Consider the following 25,050-nt stretch of genomic DNA (forward strand, 5'->3'; position numbering starts at 1 on the left):
AGGGGACTTTTATGAAATCAAAAACGCTATATATTCGTTGGAAGCCTTTAGTTATTAGTTTGTTGATTAGTATTGGAACAGGGGCTGTTTCAGGCTTTTTGACCCAGAGCAATACTTTTATTTTTCAAAATATTAAAAAGCCTCCGCTCGCGCCTCCAGGCGCACTTTTTCCGGTTGTATGGACGGTGCTGTATATTTTGATGGGCATTTCATCTTACCTGATATATACTTCTGACTGTGAAGACAAGAGCCGGGCTCTCTGGATTTATGGAATACAGTTGGCAATAAACTTCTTCTGGACAATTATCTTTTTTAATCTGCGGAATTATCTGTTTGCGTTTATTTGGCTCCTTTTGCTTTGGGTATCGGTATTGTTTATGATGACAGAATTTCGTAAAATCAATAAACTTGCGGCACAGCTGCAGATTCCATATTTTATTTGGATTACTTTTGCAGCTTATTTAAGCGCCGGAATCTGGCTTTTGAATCGTTGAACGGTTAAAATCTTGGTTGGGCCATTGCTAAAAAGCAGAAAACAATAACAGGAATAAAAATCCGTGCTGACTTTTTGTCGCACGGATTTTATTTTTGATAACAGATAAAAATTCAGTTGTTTTTTGGCATAAATTGTGATAATATTACAAAATAAAAAGCAAAACGAAAAATAAACTAGGAGAATGCAACAATGATTATTAGCTTAATTCTTGCATGGATTGCTGTGATACTCACGATTATGACGGTTTTAAGGTATATTGCACGCATTAGCGGAAATAAAAAGTTGAATGTTTTTTTTCATAAAGTCCATATCCCATTTGGGACTTTGCTGATTATTGTAGGAGGGATCCATGGAATTCTCGCAGGGAATCCTGCCTCGGCTACATTAACAAATTTTCAGACGGCTTCGGTTTTGTTTACATTTAACTGGGGGACAGCGTGTTTTGTTCTTGCGCTTATTCTGTGGTTCACTTATTTGCTGCGCAAAAAGATAAAACGCAAATGGATAATAGCTCATAGAATAGCGACAGTTGTAATGGTTGTGTTTCTTGTATTACATATATATGATGTTGGAATTCAGCTTCCCAAACGCTTATTTGGGGGTAACCAACATGCAGCGGCAGTCACACAGTCGAGCAGGGTGAGCGATAACAGTGAACAAACTAGCGGACAAGCTAAAATAACATCGAGTGATACGAGTGCCAATATTGTTACATTTTCAGGGGCTCAGTTAAAAGATGGCATTTATCAAGGAACTGCCGATGGATATAAGGGGACGATCACTGTTTCTGTTACCGTGGAAAATGGTCAGGTCACAGCGATTGATGTAGTTAGCAAAAGTGATACAGATCGATATTTTGACGAAGCAAAAAGCTTGCTTGACAAAATCATAGGACAGCAGTCATTGCAAGTGGATGCTGTTTCTGGTGCGACTTTTTCATCAGCCGGCCTGATCAATGCAGTGTATCGTGCATTGCAGAATGCAGTGGTATCAGGAACATTGCAAGTAAATAATATCAAATTATCCGAAATCCATTAACAGGTTTGAAAAGGCTCAAAAAATAGAAATAAACGTAAAAAATCTCCGAAGACCACAAAAAGATGTGAGCTTCGGAGATTTTGATTGAAAAGGTAGGTCATAAAAGATACAAGATAAAAACGCCAGCGAAATAGTTTCAGTAAAAGAAAAAGCCCGGACGCGAATTGCGTCCAGACTTAGTCTGGTGGAGGCGAGGGGAGTCGGACCCCTGTCCGAAAATCGTTCCCCATAGCTTTCTACGAGCGTATCCATTCTTTTAAAATTCCCTCAGCCTTGCGCCGGACGGCAGGCTCAAAGCTTTGGTAGCCTTTACTTCATGACCGGATAAAAGACATTACCCGATTCACGTTCACCGCTAAATGATGCCCAATTCTGAACCGCGGTATTTTCAGAGAGGACAGCAGCTTATATTAATTAAGCTGCAACAGCCATGGCATAGCCATAGTTGTTGTTATTAGAAGATTTCTCAACTAAATTTAAAAGTGCTGATTTTAAAGCGGTCCCGCCTCGCTGCTCGCTTACTGTGGTTCACAATCCCCGTCGAAACCTTTACGCCCCCATGAAGAGTCTTGATGGATTATCAAGACTAAAAATATCATACCATAGATTTCTCATTTTTACATGAAAAATTCATGAACGAATATCAGTTTTTATTGCGCGTTCCATATCGCGCTTGGCAGCCTTTTTGGCAAGATCTTCCCGTTTATCATAAAGCTTTTTGCCGCGGCAGAGTCCAACCTGCACTTTGACACGGCTTCCTTTAAAATAAAGAGAAAGAGGAATTAAGGTGTATCCTTTCTGCTTCATCAGACCAAAAAGCCTTAAAATTTCTTTTTTGTGCATTAAAAGCTTGCGAACCCGCATGGGATCACGGTTAAAAATATTGCCGTGTTCATAAGGACTGATGTGCATCCCGTTGAGAAGCAGTTCTCCATCCGAAATAGAACACCATGCGTCTTTTAAATTGCATTGCGCGTTTCGTAAAGACTTTACTTCGGTGCCAAGCAGCTCAATGCCAGTTTCCATGCTTTCTTCTACGAAATAATCATGATAGGCCTTTTTGTTTCGGGCGATTGTTTTAAAATTTTCTTCCTTTTTCAACGAAAAGACCTCCTAGTTATAGATTAAAGTTCGCTTCGCCCTTCCAATGCGCGGGAAAGCGTAACTTCATCTGCGTATTCAAGATCGCCGCCTACCGGAATTCCATAGGCAAGTCTGGTTACCTTGATTCCCATAGGCTTTAAGAGCCGCGAAATATACATCGCGGTTGCTTCCCCTTCCACGGTGGGGTTGGTGGCCATGATCACTTCTTTTACCTTCGGATCTTTTACACGAGCCAAAAGTTCTTTAATACAGAGCTGCTCGGGACCGACTCCGGAGAGAGGGGAGATTGCTCCGTGCAGAACATGATACATTGCCCGAAATTCATGGGTGCGTTCCAGCGCAAGGACATCCCGCGGGTCCTCCACAACACAGATAATAGAGTGATCCCGCCCTTCTTCCCGACAAACAGGACAAAGTTCTTGATCGGTCAGGTTGCAGCAGATTTTGCAGTAATGAATTTTCTCGTGGGCTTCTAAAATGGCATTCGCAAAAGCTTTTGCTTCGTCTTCTTTCATGCCTAATACATGATATGCAAGCCGTTGAGCACTTTTGTGTCCAATTCCCGGCAGGCGTTCAAATTGTTCGATTAGTCGGGAAAGCGGCGCGACATTATAGGAAGGCATTTAAAACATCCCCGGAACATTCAGTCCGCCCGAAAGTGCTTCCATGCGCTCGTTCTTATCCTTTATGGCAGCACGCAATGCTTCATTTACAGCGGCAGTAACAAGGTCGGATAACATTTCAGCATCTTCTGGGTCGATCACTTCAGGCTTGATTTCCAAACCAGTAATTTCCAATTTCCCGGTAGCCGTTGCCTTAACAGCATCTCCGCCGGCAGTAGCAGAATATTCTTTTGCTTCGAGCTCTGTAGTTAATTCATCCATCTGTTCCTGCAGCTTTTGTGCCTGACGCGCGATTTGCTGCAGATTGCCTGCACCTTTTCCATAACCTTCCGGTAATCTTGCTTTCATAGGTAAAAACCTCCGTTTATGTAATTCGATTTTTATTCGATTTTTTATTTTTCGGTGACTTGAATTCCTGCATTTTGCGCCTTTTGGGCTAGAGCAATCAAGGGGTCTTCGGATTTGGTTTTTTCAGCATCTCCACTGAGCCGATAAGGACCCAACCGGTAAACTTTTCCGGTGATATTCTGAATAGCCTCCCTCATATGATCCCGCTGACTGGATTCCCGAAGTAGCTTAAAAGCCATCTCGTTCTTGGCGTCGATCAAAACGTAGCCTCCGCTCAAATAAGCGGTAGAACCATTAAAAGCTGCAGCGATTGTGCGGGAATACGTTTTAAGAGCTTCCAGTACCTCCGGCCATTCTGAAAACGGTTCTATGTTTTTGAGAAGCTTTTCAGGATCTTTTGCCGGCGTGGTAACCGGTGCGGGACTTTTGTGTTCTTGAGGCTCTTCGGCGACAGAGGAAGAAGTAGTTGAAATTTCAGAAATAGAGGGAGCAGAAGCAGAAATAGATTCTTTTTCTGCTTTACTGGGCGCTTCCTGCAAGATTGGCAAAGTAAAATCAGCGGCTGGTTGTGTATTTTCCGCCGCTGCTCTGCGCGGCTTTCCTTTTTCCAGATGATCAAGCCGCCGTAGAATGGATGATTTGCTGTCATCCAGTTCCGGAGAAGTCAGCCGAATCATGGCCATTTCCATCTCAATGCGGCGATCTCCGCCGCGGTACATTTTATCAAGAGTTTCCTGAAGAACGTCTAACCCGTGCAGCAGCGTGGGGAGGGGCATTTTTAGTGCCTGCTCTTGCATCGCATTCCATTCATCTTCTGTTAAAGCAAGAATCGAGCGCGCATTTTTCATCGTTTTAATTAGCATCATGCCGCGCAGATGAGAGGAGAATTCTTCACAGAGTCGGGCCATATCCTTGCCGCCGCGGTAAAGTTCGTCAATCGTTTGCAGAGCACTGCTGCTGTCTCCATTTTGAACTGCATCCGCAAGCGCAAAGAGATGCTCTCTTCCGGCAAGTCCGGCTGTTTCATTGACAACTTGTACGGTGATTTCACGGCTTCTTCCAAGGCACTGATCAAGAAGGGAGAGTGCATCGCGCAGTGCTCCATCTGCAAGTCTTGCTAAAAGCATACCGGCTTCCGGATCGAGAGAACCGCCTTCTTGCTCGGTTACATATTGAAGCCGTTTGGCAATATCTTCTGCCGGAATACGGCGGAAATCAAACCGCTGACAGCGGGAAAGAATCGTTGCGGGAAGTTTATGCACTTCTGTTGTTGCTAAAATAAAGATCACATGGGCGGGAGGTTCTTCCAGCGTCTTTAATAGAGCGTTAAAAGCACCTACAGAGAGCATGTGAACTTCATCGATGATATAAACACGATATTTAGCGGCAGCGGGGGTGAAATTTGCTTCTTCCCGCAAGGCCCTGATGTTGTCGACACCGTTATTGCTGGCAGCATCGATTTCCACAATATCCATCACGGTTCCGTCTGAGATTCCGCGGCAGATTTCACATTCGCCGCAGGGATCTCCATCTTTTAGGTGAAGGCAGTTGACCGCCTTTGCTAAGATTTTCGCACAGGTGGTTTTTCCGGTACCGCGGGAGCCGGTAAAAAGATAGGCGTGGGAAATTCTGCCGGTTTTAAGCTCGTTTTTAAGTGTTTCCGTTACTTGAGGCTGGCCGACTACATCAGAAAAAACGCGCGGTCTCCACTTACGGTACAGCACCTGATACACAGAATATTCCTCCTCTTTTTAAGGCCCTAAAATCAAAAAGCAAGGCAGCCGCAGAATTTCTGCGGTCCATGAACTCGGATATACAGACGGACAGACTTTCCTGCATCGCACGCGGCAACTCCGCTTAATGCTGCTCGGTTCCCCGTCTGACATGGTTCGCGGCGCTGCGTCGTACAGGGCCCGCCCGTCTGCATATCCCAGCGCACGGTTTTTTGCCTTGCTGCCAGATTGATATGATATATGATTTGGAAATTTATTATACCTTATTTTTAAAAAAATTACAAGCCTTATTTAGAGGGAAGATGGATCTTAGAAAGGAGGCGGAAAATCCCGTCACAGATCCCCATGGCGGGCAAAGAAAGCAGAGCCCAAAATCCGGAGTAAAGGGGGCAGATTTGTCCAAGAAGGTTAAGGGGAAGACTGGAATAATCCCAAACGGAGCGGCCCATGCCAATATTTACAATGAGTCCGGTGAAAAATTCTACCGTAGTAATAGTGGCGCTGCCTGCACAGCAGCGGATCAGAATCGGCTTTTTTCCAAGATCTTGGTTACATACCCGGTTGATGAGGCACATGCAGACGCCTCCTGCAATTCCCATTGAAAAATCGCTGTGACCGCGATAAAGGACTTCTAGAGCGGGATAAAGTGTGCTTCCCGTACAAAAGAGCAAAATATTTTCTTTCATCATGAACCGCCTCCTTTTTCTTTTTTTAGGGTGGCTCACGAATTTTAAAATATGTATTGCTCTCAGTAGCTGGCATAAAGTAACAAAATGGCAGAAAAATTTGTATTTTACAAAAGAAAAAGCAAAGCATATAAAAGAGGTTTTTTTGCCTTCGTTTATACGCTTTACTTTTTCAAATTTTATCTTAAATTATGCTTTGAATTTTTCTTGGGATTTTTCTTCGTTTTCTTCAGAATTTTCCTGAGGGAGAAGTTCATGGCGTTTATAGCGGACCCAGACAATTGTTTCGTAAACGATCATGCAGAGCCAACCGATTCCGGTACCGATGGCAACCGCATTGATTCCGAGTGTGTAAATCATCAAATAAGTAATTAAAACGCGGATTCCGATCTGGATTAATGAACCCAACAATGTTACATTGAGATGTCCCAATCCACGGAACAAGCCCTGCATGGTCTGGGTAAAAGCGGTTGCAAGATAAAAAACAGCCATTGACCGCAAATAACCAGATCCCATTTGAATAATATTGATCTCTCCGCCATTTAGAAAAAGTCCCATTAAAACTTCTGGAAAACAGTAGACAATAGCGGCGATAAACAAGGTATAGAAAATACCAATTATTAATCCGCTATGGAATCCTTTTGGAACTCGATCATATTTTTTTGCCCCACGATTTTGTGCGACAATCGTTGTAACAGAAGCTGCCAGTGCATCACCGGGAGAGATCGCAAAACTGTCCAAATTGAAAGCGGCGTTAAAAGCTGCCATGGAATCAACACCAAGAGAGTTGACAGCCGACTGCACTAAAACGCGGCCAAGATAAACGACAGTTTGCTGTACCGCAGAGGTGGTGCCGTAACTGGTAGTCGTTTTTAGCAGAGAAAAATCTATTTTGAGGGTCTCCTTTGAGAGCCGGAGCAGTGGTACTTTGATATGAACATAGAGTGTCAGCACGATGGAAGAGATTGCCTGAGAGAATATGGTGGCCCATGCAGCTCCTTCCAGGCCAAATCCAAGATAGCCGACAAACCAGACATCTAAAACGATATTTAAGAGGGAGGTCATAATTAACACGAACAACGGAGTGCGAGAGTCCCCTACGGAACGGAGTGCCGCAGCAAAAATGTTATAAATACAGGAAAACAGCATGCCTGCAGAGACAATTCGCAGATAGCGGGTGCTTTCCTCTAAAATATCGGCAGGGGTATTGGTCCATATGAGAAAAAGCGGCGCTGCAAAAACAGAAATAATAGAAACTACTAAAGTAAAAGCAACTCCGGCAATCAGCGAAGTGGAAAGCTCCCGACGAAGCCGCGGATAATCTTTTGCACCAAACTGCTCCGCCATCAGAATAGAAGCACCCATCGAAAGACCGACAATGATAAATAGAAGAATATTCATGATAGGGCCTGCTGCGCCGATTGCAGCCAATGATTCTTTGCCGTTGTATTTTCCAACCACAACCGAATCTACGGTATGGTAAAGCTGCTGAAAAATATTTCCGAACAGCAGCGGAACCGCATAGACAAGCATGTGTTTTGGAATACTTCCAGTGGTCATATCGCGCGTCATATTATTTCTTCTCTCCGAAATTAATCTATGATAAAATATATTATGACTGATCAATAGATTTTTGTCAATCAAAAATAATATAATTTGAATTAATATAATCAAATTTTTATTGACAATGCTTCTAAAAAGGAGATAAAATAAAGTTTAAAAAGAGGAAGGATGTGCTTTCTGTATGCTGGACTTAATCGAAGAAAGAGCATTAAAAGCAAAGCTGACAGCAAAGGACAAAAAAGTTTTGGACTATCTGCTTCAAAATAAAGAAACTTATTGCTGCTTTGAGACTTCCGGAGAAATTGCGCAGAAGCTTGGAGTCAGCCCAAGCTGCGTGGTACGGCTTTCGGCTAAGCTTGGATTTGAGAATTTTTCTCAGCTAAAACGCGTGATGCAGCAGGAATTATGTAAAAAGCGTGCGGGGGTGAAGATCCCCTATGAAAAAATTGGACAGTATGAAAATTTGACGGATGAGCAAAGAATTGCTGCAATTCGTCAGAATGTCATTGCAAATATACAAAGAGATCAACAGATCGAAACCAGCCGGTTGATAGAAGGAGCGAATCTCCTTTTAAATGCAAAGCGAATTTTTGTAGTGGGACATCGTTGTGTCGCTGGATTTGCACAGTCGTTTGGGGTGATGCTTTCCTGTATTCGGCCCCGAGTTCAGGTCGTTAATGGAACTTTGCCAATGGTGGATATCCTGTCGGATTTAGATGAGAAGGACGTGCTTGTTGCAATCGCCTTTGAGAGATATTCCAGCTCTACTATCTTTGCGGTGAAAATGGCAAAGGAAGCACATGCAAAAGTGATCGCAATGACAGACAGCTATGTTTCTCCGATTGCACAGGGAGCGGCGGTCACATTGGTGAGCAGCGGCGAAAATTTTTCTTTTTATAATTCTTATGCCAGCCTTGAAATGAATCTCGAGATATTAGTAGGACTTCTTAGTGCACACAACAAAAAGCAGAATGAAGAACGCCTGAAAAAAATGGAGCGGTATCTTGAAAAAAACGGGGAATATTAAAATAAGAAATGGTCTGTTGACCCGGCAATTTTAAGCGGGTCAACAGACCATTTTAGCTTTTGATTCCAACTTCTTCAAATCGAACTTTTAGTTTTTCGAGTGCTTTTTTCTCAATGCGGCTGACATAGCTTCTTGAAATTCCCAGCCTTTTGGCAACTTCCCGTTGTGTCAGCGGTTTGTGGTTTTGGAGGCCGTACCGCAGACAGACGATCGTTTGCTCCCGCGGAGTCAAAGCTTTCTTTATGTAAGCATGAAGCTGTTCAGACTGTATCTTTCCGTCTAAGTCTTCTGCGATACTGCGGTCGGAAGCCATTACGTCGCACAGAGTCAGTTGACCGCCGTCTTTGTCACTGTCAATGGGTTCGTTCATGGAGATATCCTGCGCAGTTTTGCGAAGAGAGCGGAAATACATTAAAATTTCATTTTCCACACATCTTGCAGCGTAACTTGAAAGTTTAATCCCTTTTTCCGGTTTAAAAGTGTTGATCGCTTTAATGAGGCCGATTGTGCCAATGGAAATCAGATCATCTTGATCCGCAGAACTGCTGTAGTACTTTTTGATAATATGTGCGACCAAACGAAGATTGTGCTCGATCAGTTCTTGTCGGGCACTGGAGTCTCCCTGCGCCATCCTTTTAAGGCAGTTTTGCTCTTCTGCGTAAGACAGTGCTCTTGGAAATGTTCCGCTGCCCGTAACATGGAGAACCAGAAAAAGGATTCCAGACAAAATGCCGCCGAAGAGTGCAGTCAGCATAAAATGACCTCCTTGCTGTTTCGTTTACTCCCAATCTATGCAATCGAGCAAAAAAGTGTTCCAGCTTTTCAAAACAAACGTAATTTTAGGCCGGATGAGGTAAAAGTCTTTACAAGCCGGGACACATATTGTAAAATATAAAAAGTATGACCTTTTGAAATACAAAAAATAGGAGTGTTAAAAATGCAGCCAAAATATAAACGCGTTCTTTTAAAGCTAAGCGGGGAATCCCTCGCTGGAGATGCGGGACACGGAATTGATTTTGATACGGTCCTTAAAATTTGCCGTCCGATCAAGACTTGTTCTTTGATGGGCGTGCAGATTGCCATTGTTGTGGGCGGCGGCAATTTCTGGCGCGGCCGCTCCAGCGGAAAGATGGATCGTACCAGAGCCGACCATATGGGAATGTTGGCGACTGCAATCAATGCATTGGGGGTTGCAGATGCTTTGGAGCAGTTAGGGGTAGCGGTGCGTGTACAGACAGCAATCGCTATGCAGGAGATTGCAGAGCCTTATATCCGTAACCGCGCAGTCCGCCATCTTGAGAAAAACCGTATTGTCGTTTTGGGCTGCGGTACCGGAAATCCATTCTTCTCTACGGATACTGCTGCTGCTCTGCGTGCTGCCGAAATTGATGCTGATATTATTTTAAAGGCAACTATGGTGGACGGAATCTATGACAGTGATCCTAAAAAGAATCCGGATGCCAAAAAGTTTGAAACATTAACTTATATGGATGTGCTCAATAAAAATTTACAGGTTATGGACAGCACCGCTGCTTCTCTTTGCAGGGATAATCATATTCCAATTTGCGTATTTGATATTGCAGACCCAAATAATATTGAAAAGGCAATCTGTGGCCAGCCAATCGGTACAATCGTAAAGGAGGATGAAGTCCTATGAAACAGGTATTGAATCAATCAGAAGCTAAAATGCAGAAAACGCTGAGCGTACTTCGGGAAGAGTATATAGAGATACGCGCGGGACGTGCAAATCCAAATGTGCTCAATAAAGTGATGGTCGATTATTATGGAACTCCTACTGCAATCAGCCAGCTCGCGGCTGTTTCAGTAACAGAGGCGCGTGTTTTAACCATTCAGCCGTGGGATCAGTCGGTCTGCCGCGCGGTGGAAAAAGCAATTCTTTCTTCCGATATCGGAATCAATCCGCAGTCTGACGGAAAGATAATCCGCTTGGTCTTTCCGCAGATGACAGAAGATCGCCGCAAAGAGTTGGCAAAAGAAATCTCAAAGCAAGCGGAAGAATCTAAAATTGCTGTTCGCTCGATTCGACGCGATGCGATGGAAAAATTAAAGAGCATGAAGAAGTCGGCAGAGATTACAGAGGATGATTTAAAAGAAGCTGAGAAAAAAATGCAGGATCTCACGGATAAATACTGTAAAGAGATAGATACTCTTCTTGAGAAGAAGAAAAAGGAAATCATGGAGATCTAGATTTTAAAAATCAAGTGAGGACTGCACATGGAAAAACAGTATGTAAGCGCCGCGCCGGCACCAGAGTGCCTGCCGGCGCATCTTGGCATTATCATGGATGGAAATGGCCGATGGGCCAAAAAGAAAGGGCTGCCGCGCTCTGCGGGGCATACCGCCGGAGCTGCCGTCTTTAAAAAGATCACTCGGTATGCAAGTTCCATTGGAATTCGTTATCTAACAGTGTATGCTTTTTCAACTGAGAATTGGGCTCGCCCGCAGGACGAAGTGGGAGCCTTGATGCTTCTTTTTAAAAAATATCTGCAAGATTCCCTACGGGATTTTCGCAATGATGATATCAAGGTGCGCTTTATCGGAGATACCAGTAAATTTTCCCCGGATTTGAAAAAACTGATTGAAGAGACCCGGGAAGTTTGTAAAGATCGTACTGGCATGGTGCTCAACATTGCTATGAATTACGGTGGACGGGCAGAAATTGTCAACGCAGTTCATAAAATTGCAGAGAACGTGCAAAAAGGAATGCTTTCTCCGGAAGAAATTGATGAAAAATTGATCTCTTCCTATATGGATACCGCAGGGCAGCCGGATCCTGATTTGATTATTCGGCCAAGCGGGGAGCATCGAATTTCAAATTTTTTGCTGTGGCAGTCAGCTTATACTGAGTATGTCACAATGGATATTCTCTGGCCGGATTTTGTACCGGAGAATTTAAACTGGGCTCTACAGGAGTATGAACACCGCAATCGGCGGTTTGGAGGAGTGTAAACAATGTTTTCTTCTTTAAAAGACCGTTCATTCTCTGCGGGAATCATTGTCCTTTTTTTGGGTGCTGTTGTCATTTTTAATTCTATTTTTCCGCTGGCACTCAATATTGCGATCGCTTTGATTTCGGCAGCGTCAATGTATGAGATTGCTTTGGCATTAGGTGTTTCAAAAAAGCCGATGCTCCTTTGGCCAACCCTGATTTTTGCCTGTGTTTTGCCGTTCCTCACCGCGGGCCTTCAGGAGGCAATCGCTTATTTTCTTTATACGGTTGTCATTTTCAGCACGATGATCTTTTATTATGATCTGATTTCATTCCGAGAAGTTGGTGTCCTTTATAGTGTAGCGCTTTTGATTCCGACTGCTTTGGAAACGCTGATTCAACTGCGGCATATTGGTGGAAAGCATGGAATGTTTTATGTGATTGTTGCAATTTTTGCCGCATGGCTTGCCGATGTGGGGGCCTATTTTGCAGGAAACTGGTTTGGGAAACGTAAGCTTTGTCCGAATATCAGCCCGAAAAAAACCGTGGAGGGTGTGATTGGCGGATTTGTTTTTGAAATTGGAATGTTGCTTTTGTCTGGGTGGTTTTTCCAGGATGTTTTCTGGGCTGGTCAGGTAAGAGTTTGTTATTTTACGCTTTTTGTGATCGGAGTCGGCGGTTCGGCCCTTTCTGTTCTCGGCGATTTGAGCTTCTCCCTCATTAAAAGAAGCTGCCATATTAAAGATTTCAGTGAGATTCTTCCTGGTCATGGTGGAATTCTAGATCGCTTTGACAGCGTCATCTTTGTTGCACCATTTGTTTCTATCCTGCTCAGATTTTTGCCGCTTGTCTATACCTAAAAGAAAATTAGAAAGAATAACCTGGTGAATAGAATGAAAAAAATTGCTGTTTTGGGTTCTACAGGATCGATTGGAACTCAGACTTTGGAAGTTGTCCGCAGTCTGGGAATGTCGGTCTGCGCCCTTGCTGCACATTCGAATATTGATCTGCTCGAAAAGCAGGCAAGAGAGTTTAAACCGCAACTTGTTGCGGCTTTTGATTTACATGCCGCAAAAGACCTTCGGATTCGGCTGAAAGATACCGGGATTAAAGTTGTTCAGGGAATGGAAGGCTTGTGTGAAGCGGCAACGATTCCGCAGGCGGATCTGATTCTCAACGCAGTTGTTGGAATGGTTGGATTAAAGCCGACGCTGCAGGCAATCGCTGCAAATAAAGATGTGGCGCTTGCCAATAAAGAAACTCTTGTGGCCGGCGGTCAGCTTGTGATGGATGCAGCACGTCAGCGCCGAATTCAATTGATTCCGGTCGACAGTGAACACAGTGCGATCTTTCAGTGCCTTCAGGGGGCGGATTCAAAGGAACTCAGTAAGATTCTTTTAACCGCTTCCGGCGGCCCGTTTTTTGGAAAGAAAACAGAAGAACTAAAAAATGTGACACCGCAGATGGCTTTAAAGCACCCAAATTGGAAAATGGGTGCAAAAGTGACAATCGATTCTGCTACTATGATGAATAAGGGCTTAGAGATGATGGAAGCCGGCTGGCTTTTTCATGTTCCGGCATCTATGATCGAAGTGGTCATTCATCGGGAGAGCATCGTTCATTCTATGGTTGAATTTCAGGATCATGCAATTTTGGCGCAGCTGGGTGTTACTGATATGCGCCTGCCAATTCAATATGCGCTTACATATCCCAAGCGAGTGGAAGGCCCTGTAGAGGAGCTTTCTCTTACAGATGTGGGAAAACTGACTTTCTATCCGCCGGACGAGAAGACTTTTACCTGTCTGCATGCTTGTAAAGTTGCTATGGAGCGAGGTGGATTGGCTCCGGCTGCGGCAAATGGCGCCAATGAGGCAGCGGTATCTCTTTTCCTGCAGGGGAAAATCGGATTTTTGCAGATTGGAGAATTAGTGACTGCCGCTTTGGAAGAGCAGAAAGATGTACCGTCGTCTACACTGGACGAAATCCTTGCAGCAGATCAGGCGGCAAGACAGTTTGTGCTTGAAAAAGCCGGACAACATTTTTAATTTTACAAGGGGGACATTCAATGACCGTACTCGTCATTATCATTGCAGTGCTGCTGTTTGGATTGGTGATCCTGATTCATGAAGGAGGCCATTTTGTAACGGCAAAGCTTTGCGGAATCCAAGTAAATGAATTTGCAATCGGTATGGGTCCGAAGCTTTTTCATTTTACAAAAGGAGAAACAGAGTATTCCCTGCGCTTGTTCCCAATTGGGGGATTCTGCGCAATGGAGGGAGAGGACGAGGAAAGCGATAACAAGAATGCTTTTGAAAAAAAGCCAATTTGGAAACGGGCTCTAGTAATTGCCATGGGGGCAATTATGAACATGGTTTTGGGATTTGTATTTGTCATGATTTTGCTGATTCCACAGCAGAGATTTAATTCTACGACGATCAGCGTCTTTCAGGAGAATTCTGCTACACAGGCGGCAGGACTCCAAGTTGGAGACCGGATTACAGGGATCGACGGGTATTGGGTGAATACAGATAAAGATTTGAGCTTTGCTCTGGCTCTGGCAAATCCCAATGATGTTGATCTGACGGTTCAGAGAGATGGCAAAACGATAAAATTTTCAGATGTCAAATTCCATACAATGCAGGCACAGGATGGCTCGCAGATGTTGGCACTGGATTTTTATGTGATGCCGGTAGAGAAAAATTTTGGAACCGTTATGACGAAAACCTTTGATGATACGGTTTCAACAGTCCGAATGGTTTGGGCAAGCCTCGCAGGAATTGTACAGGGCAGATTTGGCTTAAAAGATATTGCAGGGCCGGTAGGGACATTCAGCATGATCGGAAAAGTAGCAAGCCAAAGCGTACAGAACGGTGGATTTCAGCTTGCAATGGAAAATATGCTCTATCTGATTATGGTGATTACAGTCAACTTGGCTGTCGTGAATTTGCTGCCAATTCCAGCTTTGGATGGGGGAAAGCTGCTGCTTTTGCTGATTGAAAAAATTCGTAGAAAGCCCTTAAATAGAAAGATAGAAGAACGGATTAATACCGTTGGCTTTGCCCTTTTGATGGCGCTCATGATGCTGGTTACCGTCAATGATGTGGTGAGAATTTTTAATGGAACGGGAATCGGAGGTTAGTCTTTTTCTGTTACAGAATGATTCGGAAGGAGGAATAACAGATGAGGAAAACACGGAAAGTATTGGTCGGAACGGTGCCGGTAGGCGGCGGTGCACCTGTTTCTGTACAGTCGATGCTGAATTGCCCGGCCCATGATGTGAAAGGCTCTGTTCGTCAGGCGAAGGAGCTTTCTGATGCCGGGTGCGAAATTATTCGTGCAGCAATTCCGGATGAAGAAGCAGTCAGGCTGATTCCTGCGATTAAAGAAGCGGTGCCGGTTCCGCTGGTTGCCGATATTCACTTCGATTATCGTTTGGCGTTGCTTTCGGCAGAAGCCGGAGTGGACGCGATTCGAATTAATCCCGGAAATATCGGCGGAGACGAGAATGTCAAAGCGGTAGCTGACTGCTGCAAAAAGAGGCATATCCCGATTCGGATCGGTGTTAACGGTGGTTCTTTGGAACCGCATATTTTAGAAAAATATGGGAAGCCCTCTCCGGAAGCGCTGGTCGAAAGTGCGCTTTATCATGCTTCTCTTTTGGAAAAATTTCAGTTTGAGGATATTGTCCTTTCGATGAAGTCTTCCGACGTGGATACGATGATCAGGGCGTATGAACTCTGTGCGCAGAAATGCGATTATCCGCTTCATTTGGGTGTAACGGAAGCCGGCAGTGAGCGAATGGGGATTATTAAATCTGCGATTGGAATCGGTTCGCTTTTGCAGCGTGGAATCGGGGATACGATTCGGGTATCGCTGACGGCAGATCCAGTGCGCGAAGTCTATGCGGGAAAAGATATTTTGAAAGCATTGGGCCTTGGAAAACCGGGTCCGCGAATTGTTTCGTGTCCCACTTGCGGAAGAACACAGATTGATCTGATTGCAATCGAAGAGCAGGTGGAAAAGCGTCTGCAGAACTGTACAAAACCAATTACCGTTGCGGTGATGGGGTGTGTAGTAAATGGACCGGGAGAAGCAAGGGAAGCGGACGTCGGCATTGCCGGTGGAAATGGCGTGGGTCTTTTGTTCCGGCACGGCAAAATTTTGCGCCGTGTGCCGGAAGAGAAGCTGGTCGATGCACTGATGGAGGAAATTGAGGCACTTTAAGAGAAGGATGAGACCGATTTGAATACTTTTCAAGGCTTTTTTGAAAATTATATTGATTGTGAAGATCTTCCCCCTGCACTTTGCAAAGGGGAACTTCTTGGGTTGCAGATTGATACGAAAAACCGGATTATTTCTGCAGAATTGTCGATGAATGAAACGATCTCTCGAGAAGAATTTTATCATGCGGAAAAAAAGATTTCGGCGTGCAAAGAACTGAATCTATCCGGCGCCAGATTGAAGCCGCATTATCAAAACGCAAGTTTTTCGGTGGAGTACTACCCAAATCTCGTTATGGAACTGAAACGCCGCGAAGCAAGCATCAACGGTAGTCTGAGAGATTCGGTACCAACGCTTTCTGATGGCGTTTTGAAAATCGAATTAAAACACGGCGGCGAAAATTTGCTCAAGACCCGTCATGCGGATCGAATTCTGAGTGAACTAATTCGCGAGGAGTTCCATGAGAATATTCGGGTCGAATTTTGTGGCACTCTGCATGTGGATGGAGAGAGTGCCGCCTATTTAGAAAAACAAAACAAGGTACAGGAAACTGCCCACAGAGAAAATCTTGTGCGTCAGGCGGAAGACTATGAAATCTCGATGAATCATCAGGCAGTGGAACTTTCTACGCAGATTCGAGAAGGCGAAACGCTGATGCCGACGGTCGTTTTGGAGACTGCCCGGGAATTTTTCGGACGGATGCCAAAAGGAAAGCCGATCCCAATTTCAAAAGTATCGCCGGATATCGGCTCCTGCATCATTTGGGGTGAAGTATTTTCACTGGAAATACGTACGACCCGTGACAACAGCCGCAAAATTTATTCCATCAATGTAACGGATTATACCGGTTCCATTACCTTGAAAGTGATTGAGGCAGTGCAGAATTGCCGTACCTTGGATACAATTAAAAAGGGAATGACTTTTCTCATTAAGGGCGATGTGGAATATGACAAATACGATCACGAAATTGTAATGCGGCCAAGAGGCCTTGCAGCGGTCAAGCAGCTTAAGGTTGAAGATAAAGCACCAGTCAAGCGTGTGGAACTACATTTACATACCTGTATGTCCAGCATGGATGGCGTTAATTCGGCGGAAGATTTGGTGCGCAGAGCGGCCGAATGGGGACACCCGGCGATTGCTATTACCGATCACGGTGTTGTGCAGTCATTCCCAGATGCAATGAATGCTGCTGCCGATATGAAAAAAGCCGGACATCCCATTAAGGTGATTTATGGGATGGAGGCTTATTTTGTCAACGACTTGGTTCCGGCGGTAACTGGTCACAGCGACCGTCCCCTTTCCGGAGAATTTATCAGCTTCGATTTGGAAACGACCGGACTTTCTGCAAATGAAGAGCGGATTACCGAAATTGGCGCTGTTCGGGTGAAAAATGGAGAGGTTCTCGAAAACTTTGATACCTTTGTTGATCCGGAACGTCCAATTCCGGCAAAGATTACGGAGCTTACCGGGATTACGGACGAGATGGTAAAAGGGGCCCCGAAAGAGGCAGAAGCTCTTAAAATGTTCTATGAGTTCTGCGGAACAGATGCGGTCCTTGTTGCGCATAATGCAGACTTTGATACGTCTTTTTTGAGAAAAGCAGCGGCGCGGAGCCAAATGACCTTTGACTATCCTTATATTGATACGGTCCCGATGTGTCGCAGCCTTTTAAAGGACATTAAAAATGTAAAGTTGGACACGGTTGCAAAATATTTAAAATTGGATCCGTTTAACCATCACCGTGCCTGCGATGATGCAGCTGTACTTGGAGAAATCCTGATTCGCCTTTTCCGGAGACTGAAAGAGGATACTAAGTGCAGAACAGTGGATGAGATCAATATGGCTTTAGCCGGCGGCGATCCGAAAAAAATCCCTTCCTATCATCAGATTATTCTGGTCAAAAACCATGTCGGCCTTAAAAACCTTTACAAGTTGGTTTCTATGGGGCATTTGCGGTATTTTTACCGCAATCCCAGAGTTCCAAAAAGTGAACTGATGAAGCATCGGGAAGGACTTTTGATTGGCAGTGCCTGTGAAGCAGGAGAGCTTTACCGTGCCATCGAAAACGGGCAGCCATGGAATAAGCTTTTGGAGATCGCTTCTTTTTATGATTATCTGGAAATCCAGCCATTGGGGAATAACGCTTTTCTGGTGCGAGAGGGCAGTGTTCCGAATATTGAAACCTTGCAGGATTACAATAAAACGATTATAAAGATCGGGAAAAAACTTCATAAACCGGTCATTGCCACCTGTGACGTCCACTTTATGGACCCGAAAGACGGCGCTTATCGAAAGATTTTAATGGCTGCAAAGGGCTTTGATGATACAGATAATCAGGCGCCGCTTTATTACCGTACCACAGCAGAAATGCTCAAGGAATTTGAATATCTCGGAAAAGAGACAGCCTACGAGATCGTCGTGACGAATCCCAACAAGATTGCTGATTTGTGCGAGCCGATTCGTGCAATTCCAGATGGCATTTTTCCTCCTTTCATTGATGGTGCGGAGGAGCAGCTGAATTCGATCTGCTGGAAGCGCGCAAAACAGGTTTATGGCGACCCACTGCCGGAGATCGTTCGGGCAAGACTCGATCGAGAACTTGGTTCCATTAATAAACATGGATTTTCGGTGCTGTATATGACCGCTCAGAAGCTGGTTGCCGACAGCGAAGCCCATGGTTATCTGGTCGGTTCCCGTGGCAGTGTCGGTTCTTCCTTTGTTGCGAGCATGTCCGGAATTTCCGAAGTAAATCCGCTGGCACCGCACTATATCTGCCCTGCCTGCAAATACAGCAAGTTTATTACGGACGGCAGTGTCATTTCCGGCTTTGATCTTCCGCCGATGGACTGCCCTGTCTGTGGGATGCCGTTAAATCGCGATGGGCATACGATTCCTTTTGAAACGTTTTTGGGATTTGACGGCGATAAGACCCCTGATATCGACCTGAATTTTTCCGGCGAATATCAGTCGGGCGCTCACCGCTATACAGAGACTCTTTTTGGTAAAGACCATGTGTTTAAAGCTGGTACGATCGCAACTGTTGCGGATAAAACCGCAATCGGCTATGTGAAAAAATATGAAGAAGAAAAAAATCTGATTTTAAATCGCACAGAGGAGCTGCGCCTTGCAAACGGCTGTACCGGCGTAAAGAGAACGACCGGGCAGCACCCCGGCGGCATGGTTGTTGTGCCCAAAGGATACGAAATCTATGATTTTTGTCCGATTCAGCATCCGGCCAATGATCAGAAGAATGATAATATCACAACACACTTCGATTTCCATAAAATTCATGATACCATTTGTAAATTGGACGAGCTGGGGCACGATGTGCCGACGATTTATAGGTATTTGGAAGAATATACCGGAATCTCCGTGATGTCTGTCACCATGAGCGATCAGCAGGTGATGAGTCTGTTCCATTCCCCAGAAGCATTGGGGGTAACGGAAGAGGATATTGATTCTAAGACTGGAACTTTTTCGATGCCGGAACTCGGAACTCCATTTGTGCGCGGAATGCTGATGGATTCTCAGCCGAAAACTTTTTCTGACCTTCTGCAGGTTTCAGGCCTTTCGCATGGTACCGACGTTTGGTTGGGCAATGCACAGGATCTGATTAAAAACGGAACCTGTAATATCAGTGAGGTCATCGGAACGCGTGACAGCATCATGACCTATCTGTTACATAAAGGATTGGAGCCGAAGATGGCTTTTAAGATCATGGAAATTACCAGAAAGGGCAAAGCAACAAAACTTTTGACAGAAGACCATATTAAGGCGATGAAGGAACACAATGTGCCGCAGTGGTACATTGATTCCTGCTTTAAGATTAAATATATGTTCCCGAAAGCGCATGCAGCTGCTTATATGATTGCGGCGCTGCGGCTCGGTTGGTATAAGGTCCATCGTCCGGTGGAATATTATGCGGCTTATTTTACGGTTCGCGGAGAAGACTTTGATGGTGCGACCGTAATGAAAGGAAAACATGTCGTAGAACAAAAAATGCAGGAAATCCGAATGAAGGGGAAAGAGGCCAGCGCAAAAGAAGAGGCACTTTTCGATACATTCCAGATCGTTAATGAAATGCTTGCCCGCGGAATCGAAGTTCTGCCGGTAGATCTTTATTATTCCGATGCGCGTAAATATTTAGTCGAAAACGGAAAAATTCGTTTGCCGTTTGCTTCTATCGGAGGGGTAGGCGAGGCAGCAGCTGCTTCCCTTGCTCTTGCAAGAAGAGAGGGACCTTATATTTCGATGGATGATGTGCAGGCACGTTCTAAAGTCAGCAAGACTGTGATCGAAAAACTGCAGGAAGCAGGCGCAATGGGGAATCTGCCTCAGAGCAGCCAAATGACCTTTTTCTGAGTGTAATGAGCCCTTACTTTGCAGGAGAAAAAGATTGACACTATCGATTTCATGTGATATCATGGTAGCACACTAAAGTGACAGGAGAACTCTATGAAACAGAATCATAAAATTACACCGGAAGGAACCCATGACCTTTTGTTTGAAGAATGTCTTGCTCGGCGTGAAGCGGAGCGGAGACTGACGGAAGCTTTTCGGGTACGCGGCTATCATGAGGTGATGACGCCCGGCTTTGAGTACTATGATGTTTTTACGCAGTCAGAGGCCGGAATTGGGCAGGAAGTCATGTATAAGATGACGGATCGCCATGGCAGACTGATTGTTATGCGCCCGGATTCCACAATGCCGATTGCACGTCTTGCGGCAACACGGCTTTTAAATCAGCCGCGTCCACTGCGCCTTTATTATGATCAGCCGGTTTACCGCAGTAATCCCATTTTGATCGGCAGGGAAGATGAAAATGCGCAGGCTGGGGTGGAGCTCTTAGGGGCCGATGGACTTCGGGCCGATTTGGAAGTTTTGACAACGGCGGTGGAATCTCTTCTTTCTTGTGTGCCCGATTTTCGTCTGGAATTAGGGCATGCAGGCTTTTTTCATGCGCTGGCAGAGCAGCTCTCTCTTTCGGAAGATCGTCTGGAAGACATCCGCAGCGCGATCGAGAGCAAAAATTATGCGGCGCTCGATCAAATTTTGGATGCGCTGCCCGCGTCTGCTGCGGTAGATGCAATGCGGCGGCTTCCGCGTCTGTTTGGCGGGGAAGAAGTCTTTGAAGAAGCGGAAAAGCTTTGTGCAACGCCAAAGGCAAAAGAGACGCTTTCCTATCTAAAGAAGCTTTATCATGCAGTACAGGATTTGGGTTTGGGAGACCGCCTGATGGTGGATCTTGGCTTAGTGCAGCGAAATAATTATTATACGGGTGTCGTTTTTACCGCATATACGGAAGAATACGGCGATGCAGTCCTTTTTGGCGGACGGTATGATCATTTACTTGAACATTATGGGTGCAAGATGCCGGCAGTCGGATTCGGAGTGAATGTCGATGCAGTGACGAAAATTTTGCTGCAAAATGATGAATATCCGGCAGTACAGGAGCCGCAGGTTTTGGTCCATGGAGATCATGGGCAGGCGGTTTCGGCGTTGCGCCGGGCAGCAAAATTGACCGCACAGGGAATCTGCTGCGAAACAAGTCTCTGCGAAACACGGGAAGAAGCGCTCAATTATGCAAAATCCCGTAACATTCCCAAAGTGGAGTTTGTGGAGGGAAAAGAATGAAACCATTGCGGATTGCACTCACAAAGGGGCGCTTGGAAGAAAAAACCGTAGAGATGTTGGAAAAAATTGGTCTTGATTGTTCTGCGGTACACAATAAAGGGCGTAGATTGATTCTGCCGGTGGGCAATGGCGAGATTGAAGTTGTTCTGGCAAAGGCAAACGATGTCATTACATACGTGGAACATGGAGTCTGTGATCTTGGAGTTGTCGGAAAAGATACGATTCTGGAAAAAGGCGGAAGCTATTACGAACTTTTAAATCTCGGTTTTGGAAAATGCCGGTTTGCTCTGGCTGGTCCGAAAGGGACAGATTTCTTTTCTGGATACAGAGCAAAGACAATTGCCTCGAAGTATCCGAATGTGGCACGTTCCTATTTTGAAAATAAAGCCATGGATGTGAGAATCATCAAGATTGAGGGCAGTGTAGAACTGGCGCCTCTTTTGGGGCTTTCCGATGCGATTGTGGATATCGTGGAAACTGGTTCGACTCTAAAAGAAAACGGCCTTGAGGTGATTGATACCGTTTGCACGATTTCTGCAAGGCTGATTGCAAATACGGCGAGTTTAAAGCTGCGCAAATCTGAGATTGAGGCGCTTGTGGAGAAAATGGAGCGGGTAAAGGAGGAACAGGCATGATAGAGGTCGTTAAAGAAGGCGGAAAAATTAGCCGCAGGTTTATTGAACAATTAAAAGCGCGGAATGCTTCTAACGGAAAAAAAGTGGATGCTGCCGTAGCGGAGATTCTGCAGACAGTAAAGACGCAGGGAGACAAAGCGGTTTTAGATTATACCATGCGTTTTGACGGCGCTGTTCCGAATCCGATTGAAGTGACGCATGAGCAAATGGAGAAGCTCAAAAAGAGCTGTGATCCCGACTTTTTGAAGGCGCTTCATGATGCGGCAGAAAATATCAAAGATTTTCATCAGAGACAGAAACAGCAAAGTTGGATAGAGCCTAAGAAAAACGGCGTTTTAATGGGACAGCGGATTCGAGGGTTAAAAAGAGTAGGAATCTATGTACCCGGCGGCACAGCAGCATATCCGAGCAGCGTTTTGATGAATGCGATTCCCGCTCATATCGCTGGTGTGGAAGAAATTATCATGATGACGCCTCCCGGAAAAGGCGGAAAGCCGAATCCGGCAATTATGGCCGCGGCCCTGGAAGCAGGGGTGAGTCGTGTATTCTTGGTAGGTGGAGCACAGGCGATTGCAGCGCTGGCTTACGGAACAGAAACAATCCCGAAAGTAGATAAGATCGTCGGTCCCGGCAACATTTATGTTGCAACTGCAAAGCGTCAGCTTTATGGTGTTGTCGATATCGATATGATTGCAGGTCCCAGCGAGATTCTGATTGTTGCGGATGAATCTGCAAATCCACGTTTTCTGGCGGCTGATTTGATGAGTCAGGCGGAGCATGACCCGATGGCTTCTGCCATTTTGCTGACGACCAGTGAAAAGATTGCAGACGAGACCGTTAAAGAATTGTATGAGCAGATCAAGACTCTTTCTCGAAGAGAAATCATTGAACAGTCTCTGGATCATTTTGGTGCCGTGATCATCTGCAAAGATCTCGGAGAAGCAGTCGATTTTGCGAACGAGCTTGCACCGGAACATTTGGAACTTTGTGCGAAAAACCCGATGGAATATCTGGGGTCTCTCGATAACGTGGGAAGCGTATTTCTCGGGAATTATTCTCCGGAGCCGCTGGGTGATTATTTCGCAGGACCAAATCATGTGCTCCCGACCAGCGGAACAGCCCGCTTCTTTTCCCCTCTTTCTGTGGATAGTTTTATTAAAAAATCAAGCTTTATTTATTATACAAAAGATGCTTTAGAGCCTGTCTGTGATGAGATTATTACGCTTGCTAAAACCGAGGGACTTACAGCACACGCAAACTCTATTGAAGTGAGGAAACCGCAATGAGCTATCAGCTGAACCAAAAATTGAGTGCGCTTTCACCGTATATTCCGGTGGAAGAAAATCGGGAAATTATTCATCTGGATGCAAATGAATCTTTTTTGAATCTTCCGGAGACAGTCTTAAAAGAGACAAAAAAAGCGTTGGGAGAAATCTCGTTTAACCGTTACCCAGATCCGTTTGCCTCAGAACTTTGTAAGGCGTTCGGTGCGTTTTATGGAGTCGATCCGAATCATATAACGGCCGGAAACGGCTCTGATGAACTGATTTCCGTTTTGCTGTCAGCCTTTTTGATGAAGGGCGAAACAATGGTCACAACAGATCCGGATTTTTCGATGTATACTTTTTATCCACATTTGACGGAATCAAATTGTGTCCTTCTTAAAAAGCCAGGGGAGGGGACAATGCGGGTAGAAAACTTAATTCGTACAATTAAGGAAAATAATGCTCGTCTGCTTCTTTTCAGTAATCCCTGCAATCCCACAGGACTGGGACTTAGTAAAGAAGACGTACACCGTCTGATTACATCAGTGGATGCGCTGGTAGTTCTTGACGAAGCCTATATGGATTTTTGGGGCCGTGAGCAGTCGTTTTTAGGAAAAGAAGATCAATATGATAATTTGATTATTTTGCGCACTTGTTCTAAAATGGGATTTGCAGCGGCACGATTGGGATTTGCTGTGGCAAATCAGAAAATAACGGGCTTGATTCGAGCGGTCAAGTCGCCGTATAATGTAAATGTGATGACGCAGCGGGCAGGAACTATTTTTTTGAGTCACCCCGATCTGGTAAGGGAAAACATTCAGAAAGTGGTCGATTCTCGCAAATGCCTGGAAAAAGAACTGCAGGCGCTCAAAAAGAAATATCCGGAGAAATTTTCGATGGAAGAGAGCGTAACAAACTTTTTGTATCTCCGCTTGGAAAATGCAAAGGAAATTTATGAAGCTTTATTGCAAAAGGGGATTTCTGTGCGGTATTTTCCGCAGGCGCTGCGGGTTACAGCCGGAAGTCCTACTGAGAATGAAAAGTTTTTAGAGACTTTTGAAGCACTGCTCAAAGACTGATAGGAGGCTAACCATGCGTACAGCGATTCAGAATCGAAAGACGAAAGAGACAGATATTTCAGTTCGGCTCAATCTGGACGGCGGTCCTGTCGAAATTTCCACCGGAATCGGATTCTTTGACCATATGCTGGAGGCTTTTGCTGTTCACGGTGGTTTTGGACTTTCCATTGGGGCAGAGGGCGATTTGTTTGTAGACTGCCATCATACGGTAGAGGATACCGGAATTGTCCTTGGCAAAGCATTTGCACAGGCTTTGGGCGATAAGAGCGGAATCAAGCGGTATGGAAGTTTCTGGATTCCGATGGACGAATCGCTTTGCAGTGTTCATGTTGATGTGAGCGGACGCCCGTTTTTGGTGTTCCGAGGAACGCTTTCTCAGGAACGTGTCGGAGATTTTGATACCTGCATGACGAGTGAATTTCTGCGCGCATTTGCAACAAATGCTGGAATCACACTGCATGCGGAAATTCTCTATGGAGAAAATGCGCATCATGAAATTGAAGGGATCTTTAAAGCATTGGGACATGCTTTGCATGAAGCGGTTGCCCCTTATGACGGAACCCTATCGACAAAAGGAAAGTTAGATTCTTGAAAAATGGATTTTATTTAGGGAAAGATAAAATTTAATAAGGAACAGTTTTTAGAACA

23 protein-coding genes and 2 other RNA genes are annotated in these 25,050 nt (G+C 45.0%); 16 read left to right on the forward strand and 9 right to left on the reverse strand.

The genetic code is table 11. The features are described 5' to 3' along the window. Positions 1 to 11: 11 nt before the first annotated feature. Positions 12 to 494 carry a TspO/MBR family protein gene (locus ACVS9P_RS04530; protein WP_452104445.1) on the forward strand — a complete coding sequence of 161 codons (483 nt, stop codon included), beginning with the start codon at positions 12 to 14 and terminating at the stop codon, positions 492 to 494. 191 nt (positions 495 to 685) lie between these two features. Beyond that, complete coding sequence (locus tag ACVS9P_RS04535; protein ID WP_452104446.1) at positions 686 to 1,534, forward strand: FMN-binding protein; 849 nt, start codon at positions 686 to 688, stop codon at positions 1,532 to 1,534. A 182-nt stretch (positions 1,535 to 1,716) separates the two neighbouring features. Here the strand turns inward: ACVS9P_RS04535 and ssrA are convergent. From ssrA to ACVS9P_RS04575, 8 genes are all read right to left on the reverse strand, one after another. Further along, positions 1,717 to 2,093: a transfer-messenger RNA gene (ssrA, locus tag ACVS9P_RS04540) on the reverse strand. Between the two features lie 71 nt (positions 2,094 to 2,164). Then, positions 2,165 to 2,635, reverse strand: coding sequence for an SsrA-binding protein SmpB (gene smpB, locus ACVS9P_RS04545; protein WP_452104447.1), 471 nt, complete (start codon positions 2,633 to 2,635; stop codon positions 2,165 to 2,167). A 23-nt stretch (positions 2,636 to 2,658) separates the two neighbouring features. Beyond that, positions 2,659 to 3,261, reverse strand: coding sequence for a recombination mediator RecR (recR, locus tag ACVS9P_RS04550; protein ID WP_452104448.1), 603 nt, complete (start codon positions 3,259 to 3,261; stop codon positions 2,659 to 2,661). Further along, on the reverse strand, positions 3,262 to 3,609 hold the full coding sequence (locus ACVS9P_RS04555) for a YbaB/EbfC family nucleoid-associated protein (RefSeq protein ID WP_452104449.1): 348 nt from the start codon (positions 3,607 to 3,609) through the stop codon (positions 3,262 to 3,264). 44 nt (positions 3,610 to 3,653) lie between these two features. After that, positions 3,654 to 5,342 (reverse strand): DNA polymerase III subunit gamma/tau, encoded by a 1,689-nt coding sequence (gene dnaX / locus ACVS9P_RS04560; RefSeq protein WP_452104450.1) that lies wholly within the window; start codon positions 5,340 to 5,342, stop codon positions 3,654 to 3,656. Positions 5,343 to 5,427: 85 nt separating this feature from the next. Beyond that, an RNA gene (gene ffs / locus ACVS9P_RS04565) (signal recognition particle sRNA small type) lies at positions 5,428 to 5,528 on the reverse strand. 101 nt (positions 5,529 to 5,629) lie between these two features. Further along, a complete protein-coding gene (locus ACVS9P_RS04570) occupies positions 5,630 to 6,031 on the reverse strand; it encodes a putative ABC transporter permease (protein ID WP_452104451.1) in 402 nt (133 codons plus the stop codon). Between the two features lie 186 nt (positions 6,032 to 6,217). Next, positions 6,218 to 7,600 carry an MATE family efflux transporter gene (locus tag ACVS9P_RS04575; protein ID WP_452104452.1) on the reverse strand — a complete coding sequence of 461 codons (1,383 nt, stop codon included), beginning with the start codon at positions 7,598 to 7,600 and terminating at the stop codon, positions 6,218 to 6,220. A 172-nt stretch (positions 7,601 to 7,772) separates the two neighbouring features. Here ACVS9P_RS04575 and ACVS9P_RS04580 point away from each other — a divergent pair, with 172 nt between their 5' ends. Beyond that, a complete protein-coding gene (locus tag ACVS9P_RS04580) occupies positions 7,773 to 8,618 on the forward strand; it encodes a MurR/RpiR family transcriptional regulator (RefSeq protein WP_452104453.1) in 846 nt (281 codons plus the stop codon). 52 nt (positions 8,619 to 8,670) lie between these two features. Here ACVS9P_RS04580 and sigK read toward each other — a convergent pair whose 3' ends face one another. Then, positions 8,671 to 9,372, reverse strand: a complete 702-nt coding sequence (gene sigK, locus ACVS9P_RS04585; RefSeq protein WP_452104454.1) for an RNA polymerase sporulation sigma factor SigK — start codon at positions 9,370 to 9,372, stop codon at positions 8,671 to 8,673. Between the two features lie 183 nt (positions 9,373 to 9,555). Between sigK and pyrH the strand changes: the two genes are divergently transcribed. From pyrH to hisB, 13 genes are all read left to right on the forward strand, one after another. Beyond that, a complete protein-coding gene (gene pyrH, locus ACVS9P_RS04590; protein ID WP_452104455.1) occupies positions 9,556 to 10,275 on the forward strand; it encodes a UMP kinase in 720 nt (239 codons plus the stop codon). Then, positions 10,272 to 10,826, forward strand: a complete 555-nt coding sequence (frr, locus tag ACVS9P_RS04595; RefSeq protein ID WP_452104456.1) for a ribosome recycling factor — start codon at positions 10,272 to 10,274, stop codon at positions 10,824 to 10,826. The genes pyrH and frr overlap by 4 nt, the downstream gene beginning before the upstream one ends. A gap of 27 nt (positions 10,827 to 10,853) precedes the next feature. Then, the gene (locus ACVS9P_RS04600) at positions 10,854 to 11,588 is read left to right on the forward strand and encodes an isoprenyl transferase (protein WP_452104457.1); all 735 of its coding nucleotides are present in this window, start codon (positions 10,854 to 10,856) and stop codon (positions 11,586 to 11,588) included. A gap of 3 nt (positions 11,589 to 11,591) precedes the next feature. Further along, on the forward strand, positions 11,592 to 12,428 hold the full coding sequence (locus ACVS9P_RS04605) for a phosphatidate cytidylyltransferase (RefSeq protein ID WP_452104458.1): 837 nt from the start codon (positions 11,592 to 11,594) through the stop codon (positions 12,426 to 12,428). A 33-nt stretch (positions 12,429 to 12,461) separates the two neighbouring features. Then, positions 12,462 to 13,613, forward strand: a complete 1,152-nt coding sequence (locus tag ACVS9P_RS04610) for a 1-deoxy-D-xylulose-5-phosphate reductoisomerase (RefSeq protein WP_452104459.1) — start codon at positions 12,462 to 12,464, stop codon at positions 13,611 to 13,613. A 20-nt stretch (positions 13,614 to 13,633) separates the two neighbouring features. Further along, on the forward strand, positions 13,634 to 14,707 hold the full coding sequence (locus tag ACVS9P_RS04615) for a M50 family metallopeptidase (RefSeq protein WP_452104460.1): 1,074 nt from the start codon (positions 13,634 to 13,636) through the stop codon (positions 14,705 to 14,707). Between the two features lie 41 nt (positions 14,708 to 14,748). Then, on the forward strand, positions 14,749 to 15,792 hold the full coding sequence (gene ispG / locus ACVS9P_RS04620) for a flavodoxin-dependent (E)-4-hydroxy-3-methylbut-2-enyl-diphosphate synthase (protein ID WP_452104461.1): 1,044 nt from the start codon (positions 14,749 to 14,751) through the stop codon (positions 15,790 to 15,792). An 18-nt stretch (positions 15,793 to 15,810) separates the two neighbouring features. After that, positions 15,811 to 20,151: a PolC-type DNA polymerase III gene (locus ACVS9P_RS04625; protein WP_452104462.1), complete on the forward strand. Its 4,341-nt coding sequence runs from the start codon at positions 15,811 to 15,813 to the stop codon at positions 20,149 to 20,151. 93 nt (positions 20,152 to 20,244) lie between these two features. Further along, positions 20,245 to 21,423: an ATP phosphoribosyltransferase regulatory subunit gene (gene hisZ, locus ACVS9P_RS04630; protein ID WP_452104463.1), complete on the forward strand. Its 1,179-nt coding sequence runs from the start codon at positions 20,245 to 20,247 to the stop codon at positions 21,421 to 21,423. Further along, on the forward strand, positions 21,420 to 22,058 hold the full coding sequence (gene hisG / locus ACVS9P_RS04635; protein WP_452104464.1) for an ATP phosphoribosyltransferase: 639 nt from the start codon (positions 21,420 to 21,422) through the stop codon (positions 22,056 to 22,058). Before hisZ ends, hisG begins: the two co-directional genes overlap by 4 nt. Further along, positions 22,055 to 23,344, forward strand: a complete 1,290-nt coding sequence (gene hisD, locus ACVS9P_RS04640; protein WP_452104465.1) for a histidinol dehydrogenase — start codon at positions 22,055 to 22,057, stop codon at positions 23,342 to 23,344. Before hisG ends, hisD begins: the two co-directional genes overlap by 4 nt. Further along, positions 23,341 to 24,402 carry a pyridoxal phosphate-dependent aminotransferase gene (locus ACVS9P_RS04645; protein ID WP_452104466.1) on the forward strand — a complete coding sequence of 354 codons (1,062 nt, stop codon included), beginning with the start codon at positions 23,341 to 23,343 and terminating at the stop codon, positions 24,400 to 24,402. The genes hisD and ACVS9P_RS04645 overlap by 4 nt, the downstream gene beginning before the upstream one ends. Before the next feature lie 13 nt (positions 24,403 to 24,415). Continuing rightward, positions 24,416 to 24,994, forward strand: a complete 579-nt coding sequence (gene hisB, locus ACVS9P_RS04650) for an imidazoleglycerol-phosphate dehydratase HisB (RefSeq protein ID WP_452104467.1) — start codon at positions 24,416 to 24,418, stop codon at positions 24,992 to 24,994. Positions 24,995 to 25,050 lie beyond the last annotated feature (56 nt).

It is taken from the genome of Caproicibacterium sp. NSD3, assembly GCF_053613275.1.

What these genes read in the sequence shown, in the direction of transcription:
- ACVS9P_RS04530 (WP_452104445.1), top strand. Translation starts at nt 12, where the DNA reads ATGAAATCAAAAACGCTATATATTCGTTGGAAGCCTTTAGTTATTAGT.
- ACVS9P_RS04535 (WP_452104446.1), top strand. Translation starts at nt 686, where the DNA reads ATGATTATTAGCTTAATTCTTGCATGGATTGCTGTGATACTCACGATT.
- recR (WP_452104448.1), bottom strand. Translation starts at nt 3,261, where the DNA reads ATGCCTTCCTATAATGTCGCGCCGCTTTCCCGACTAATCGAACAATTT.
- ACVS9P_RS04555 (WP_452104449.1), bottom strand. Translation starts at nt 3,609, where the DNA reads ATGAAAGCAAGATTACCGGAAGGTTATGGAAAAGGTGCAGGCAATCTG.
- ACVS9P_RS04570 (WP_452104451.1), bottom strand. Translation starts at nt 6,031, where the DNA reads ATGATGAAAGAAAATATTTTGCTCTTTTGTACGGGAAGCACACTTTAT.
- ACVS9P_RS04575 (WP_452104452.1), bottom strand. Translation starts at nt 7,600, where the DNA reads ATGACGCGCGATATGACCACTGGAAGTATTCCAAAACACATGCTTGTC.
- ACVS9P_RS04580 (WP_452104453.1), top strand. Translation starts at nt 7,773, where the DNA reads ATGCTGGACTTAATCGAAGAAAGAGCATTAAAAGCAAAGCTGACAGCA.
- sigK (WP_452104454.1), bottom strand. Translation starts at nt 9,372, where the DNA reads ATGCTGACTGCACTCTTCGGCGGCATTTTGTCTGGAATCCTTTTTCTG.
- pyrH (WP_452104455.1), top strand. Translation starts at nt 9,556, where the DNA reads ATGCAGCCAAAATATAAACGCGTTCTTTTAAAGCTAAGCGGGGAATCC.
- frr (WP_452104456.1), top strand. Translation starts at nt 10,272, where the DNA reads ATGAAACAGGTATTGAATCAATCAGAAGCTAAAATGCAGAAAACGCTG.
- ACVS9P_RS04600 (WP_452104457.1), top strand. Translation starts at nt 10,854, where the DNA reads ATGGAAAAACAGTATGTAAGCGCCGCGCCGGCACCAGAGTGCCTGCCG.
- ACVS9P_RS04605 (WP_452104458.1), top strand. Translation starts at nt 11,592, where the DNA reads ATGTTTTCTTCTTTAAAAGACCGTTCATTCTCTGCGGGAATCATTGTC.
- ACVS9P_RS04610 (WP_452104459.1), top strand. Translation starts at nt 12,462, where the DNA reads ATGAAAAAAATTGCTGTTTTGGGTTCTACAGGATCGATTGGAACTCAG.
- ACVS9P_RS04615 (WP_452104460.1), top strand. Translation starts at nt 13,634, where the DNA reads ATGACCGTACTCGTCATTATCATTGCAGTGCTGCTGTTTGGATTGGTG.
- ispG (WP_452104461.1), top strand. Translation starts at nt 14,749, where the DNA reads ATGAGGAAAACACGGAAAGTATTGGTCGGAACGGTGCCGGTAGGCGGC.
- hisZ (WP_452104463.1), top strand. Translation starts at nt 20,245, where the DNA reads ATGAAACAGAATCATAAAATTACACCGGAAGGAACCCATGACCTTTTG.
- hisG (WP_452104464.1), top strand. Translation starts at nt 21,420, where the DNA reads ATGAAACCATTGCGGATTGCACTCACAAAGGGGCGCTTGGAAGAAAAA.
- hisD (WP_452104465.1), top strand. Translation starts at nt 22,055, where the DNA reads ATGATAGAGGTCGTTAAAGAAGGCGGAAAAATTAGCCGCAGGTTTATT.
- ACVS9P_RS04645 (WP_452104466.1), top strand. Translation starts at nt 23,341, where the DNA reads ATGAGCTATCAGCTGAACCAAAAATTGAGTGCGCTTTCACCGTATATT.
- hisB (WP_452104467.1), top strand. Translation starts at nt 24,416, where the DNA reads ATGCGTACAGCGATTCAGAATCGAAAGACGAAAGAGACAGATATTTCA.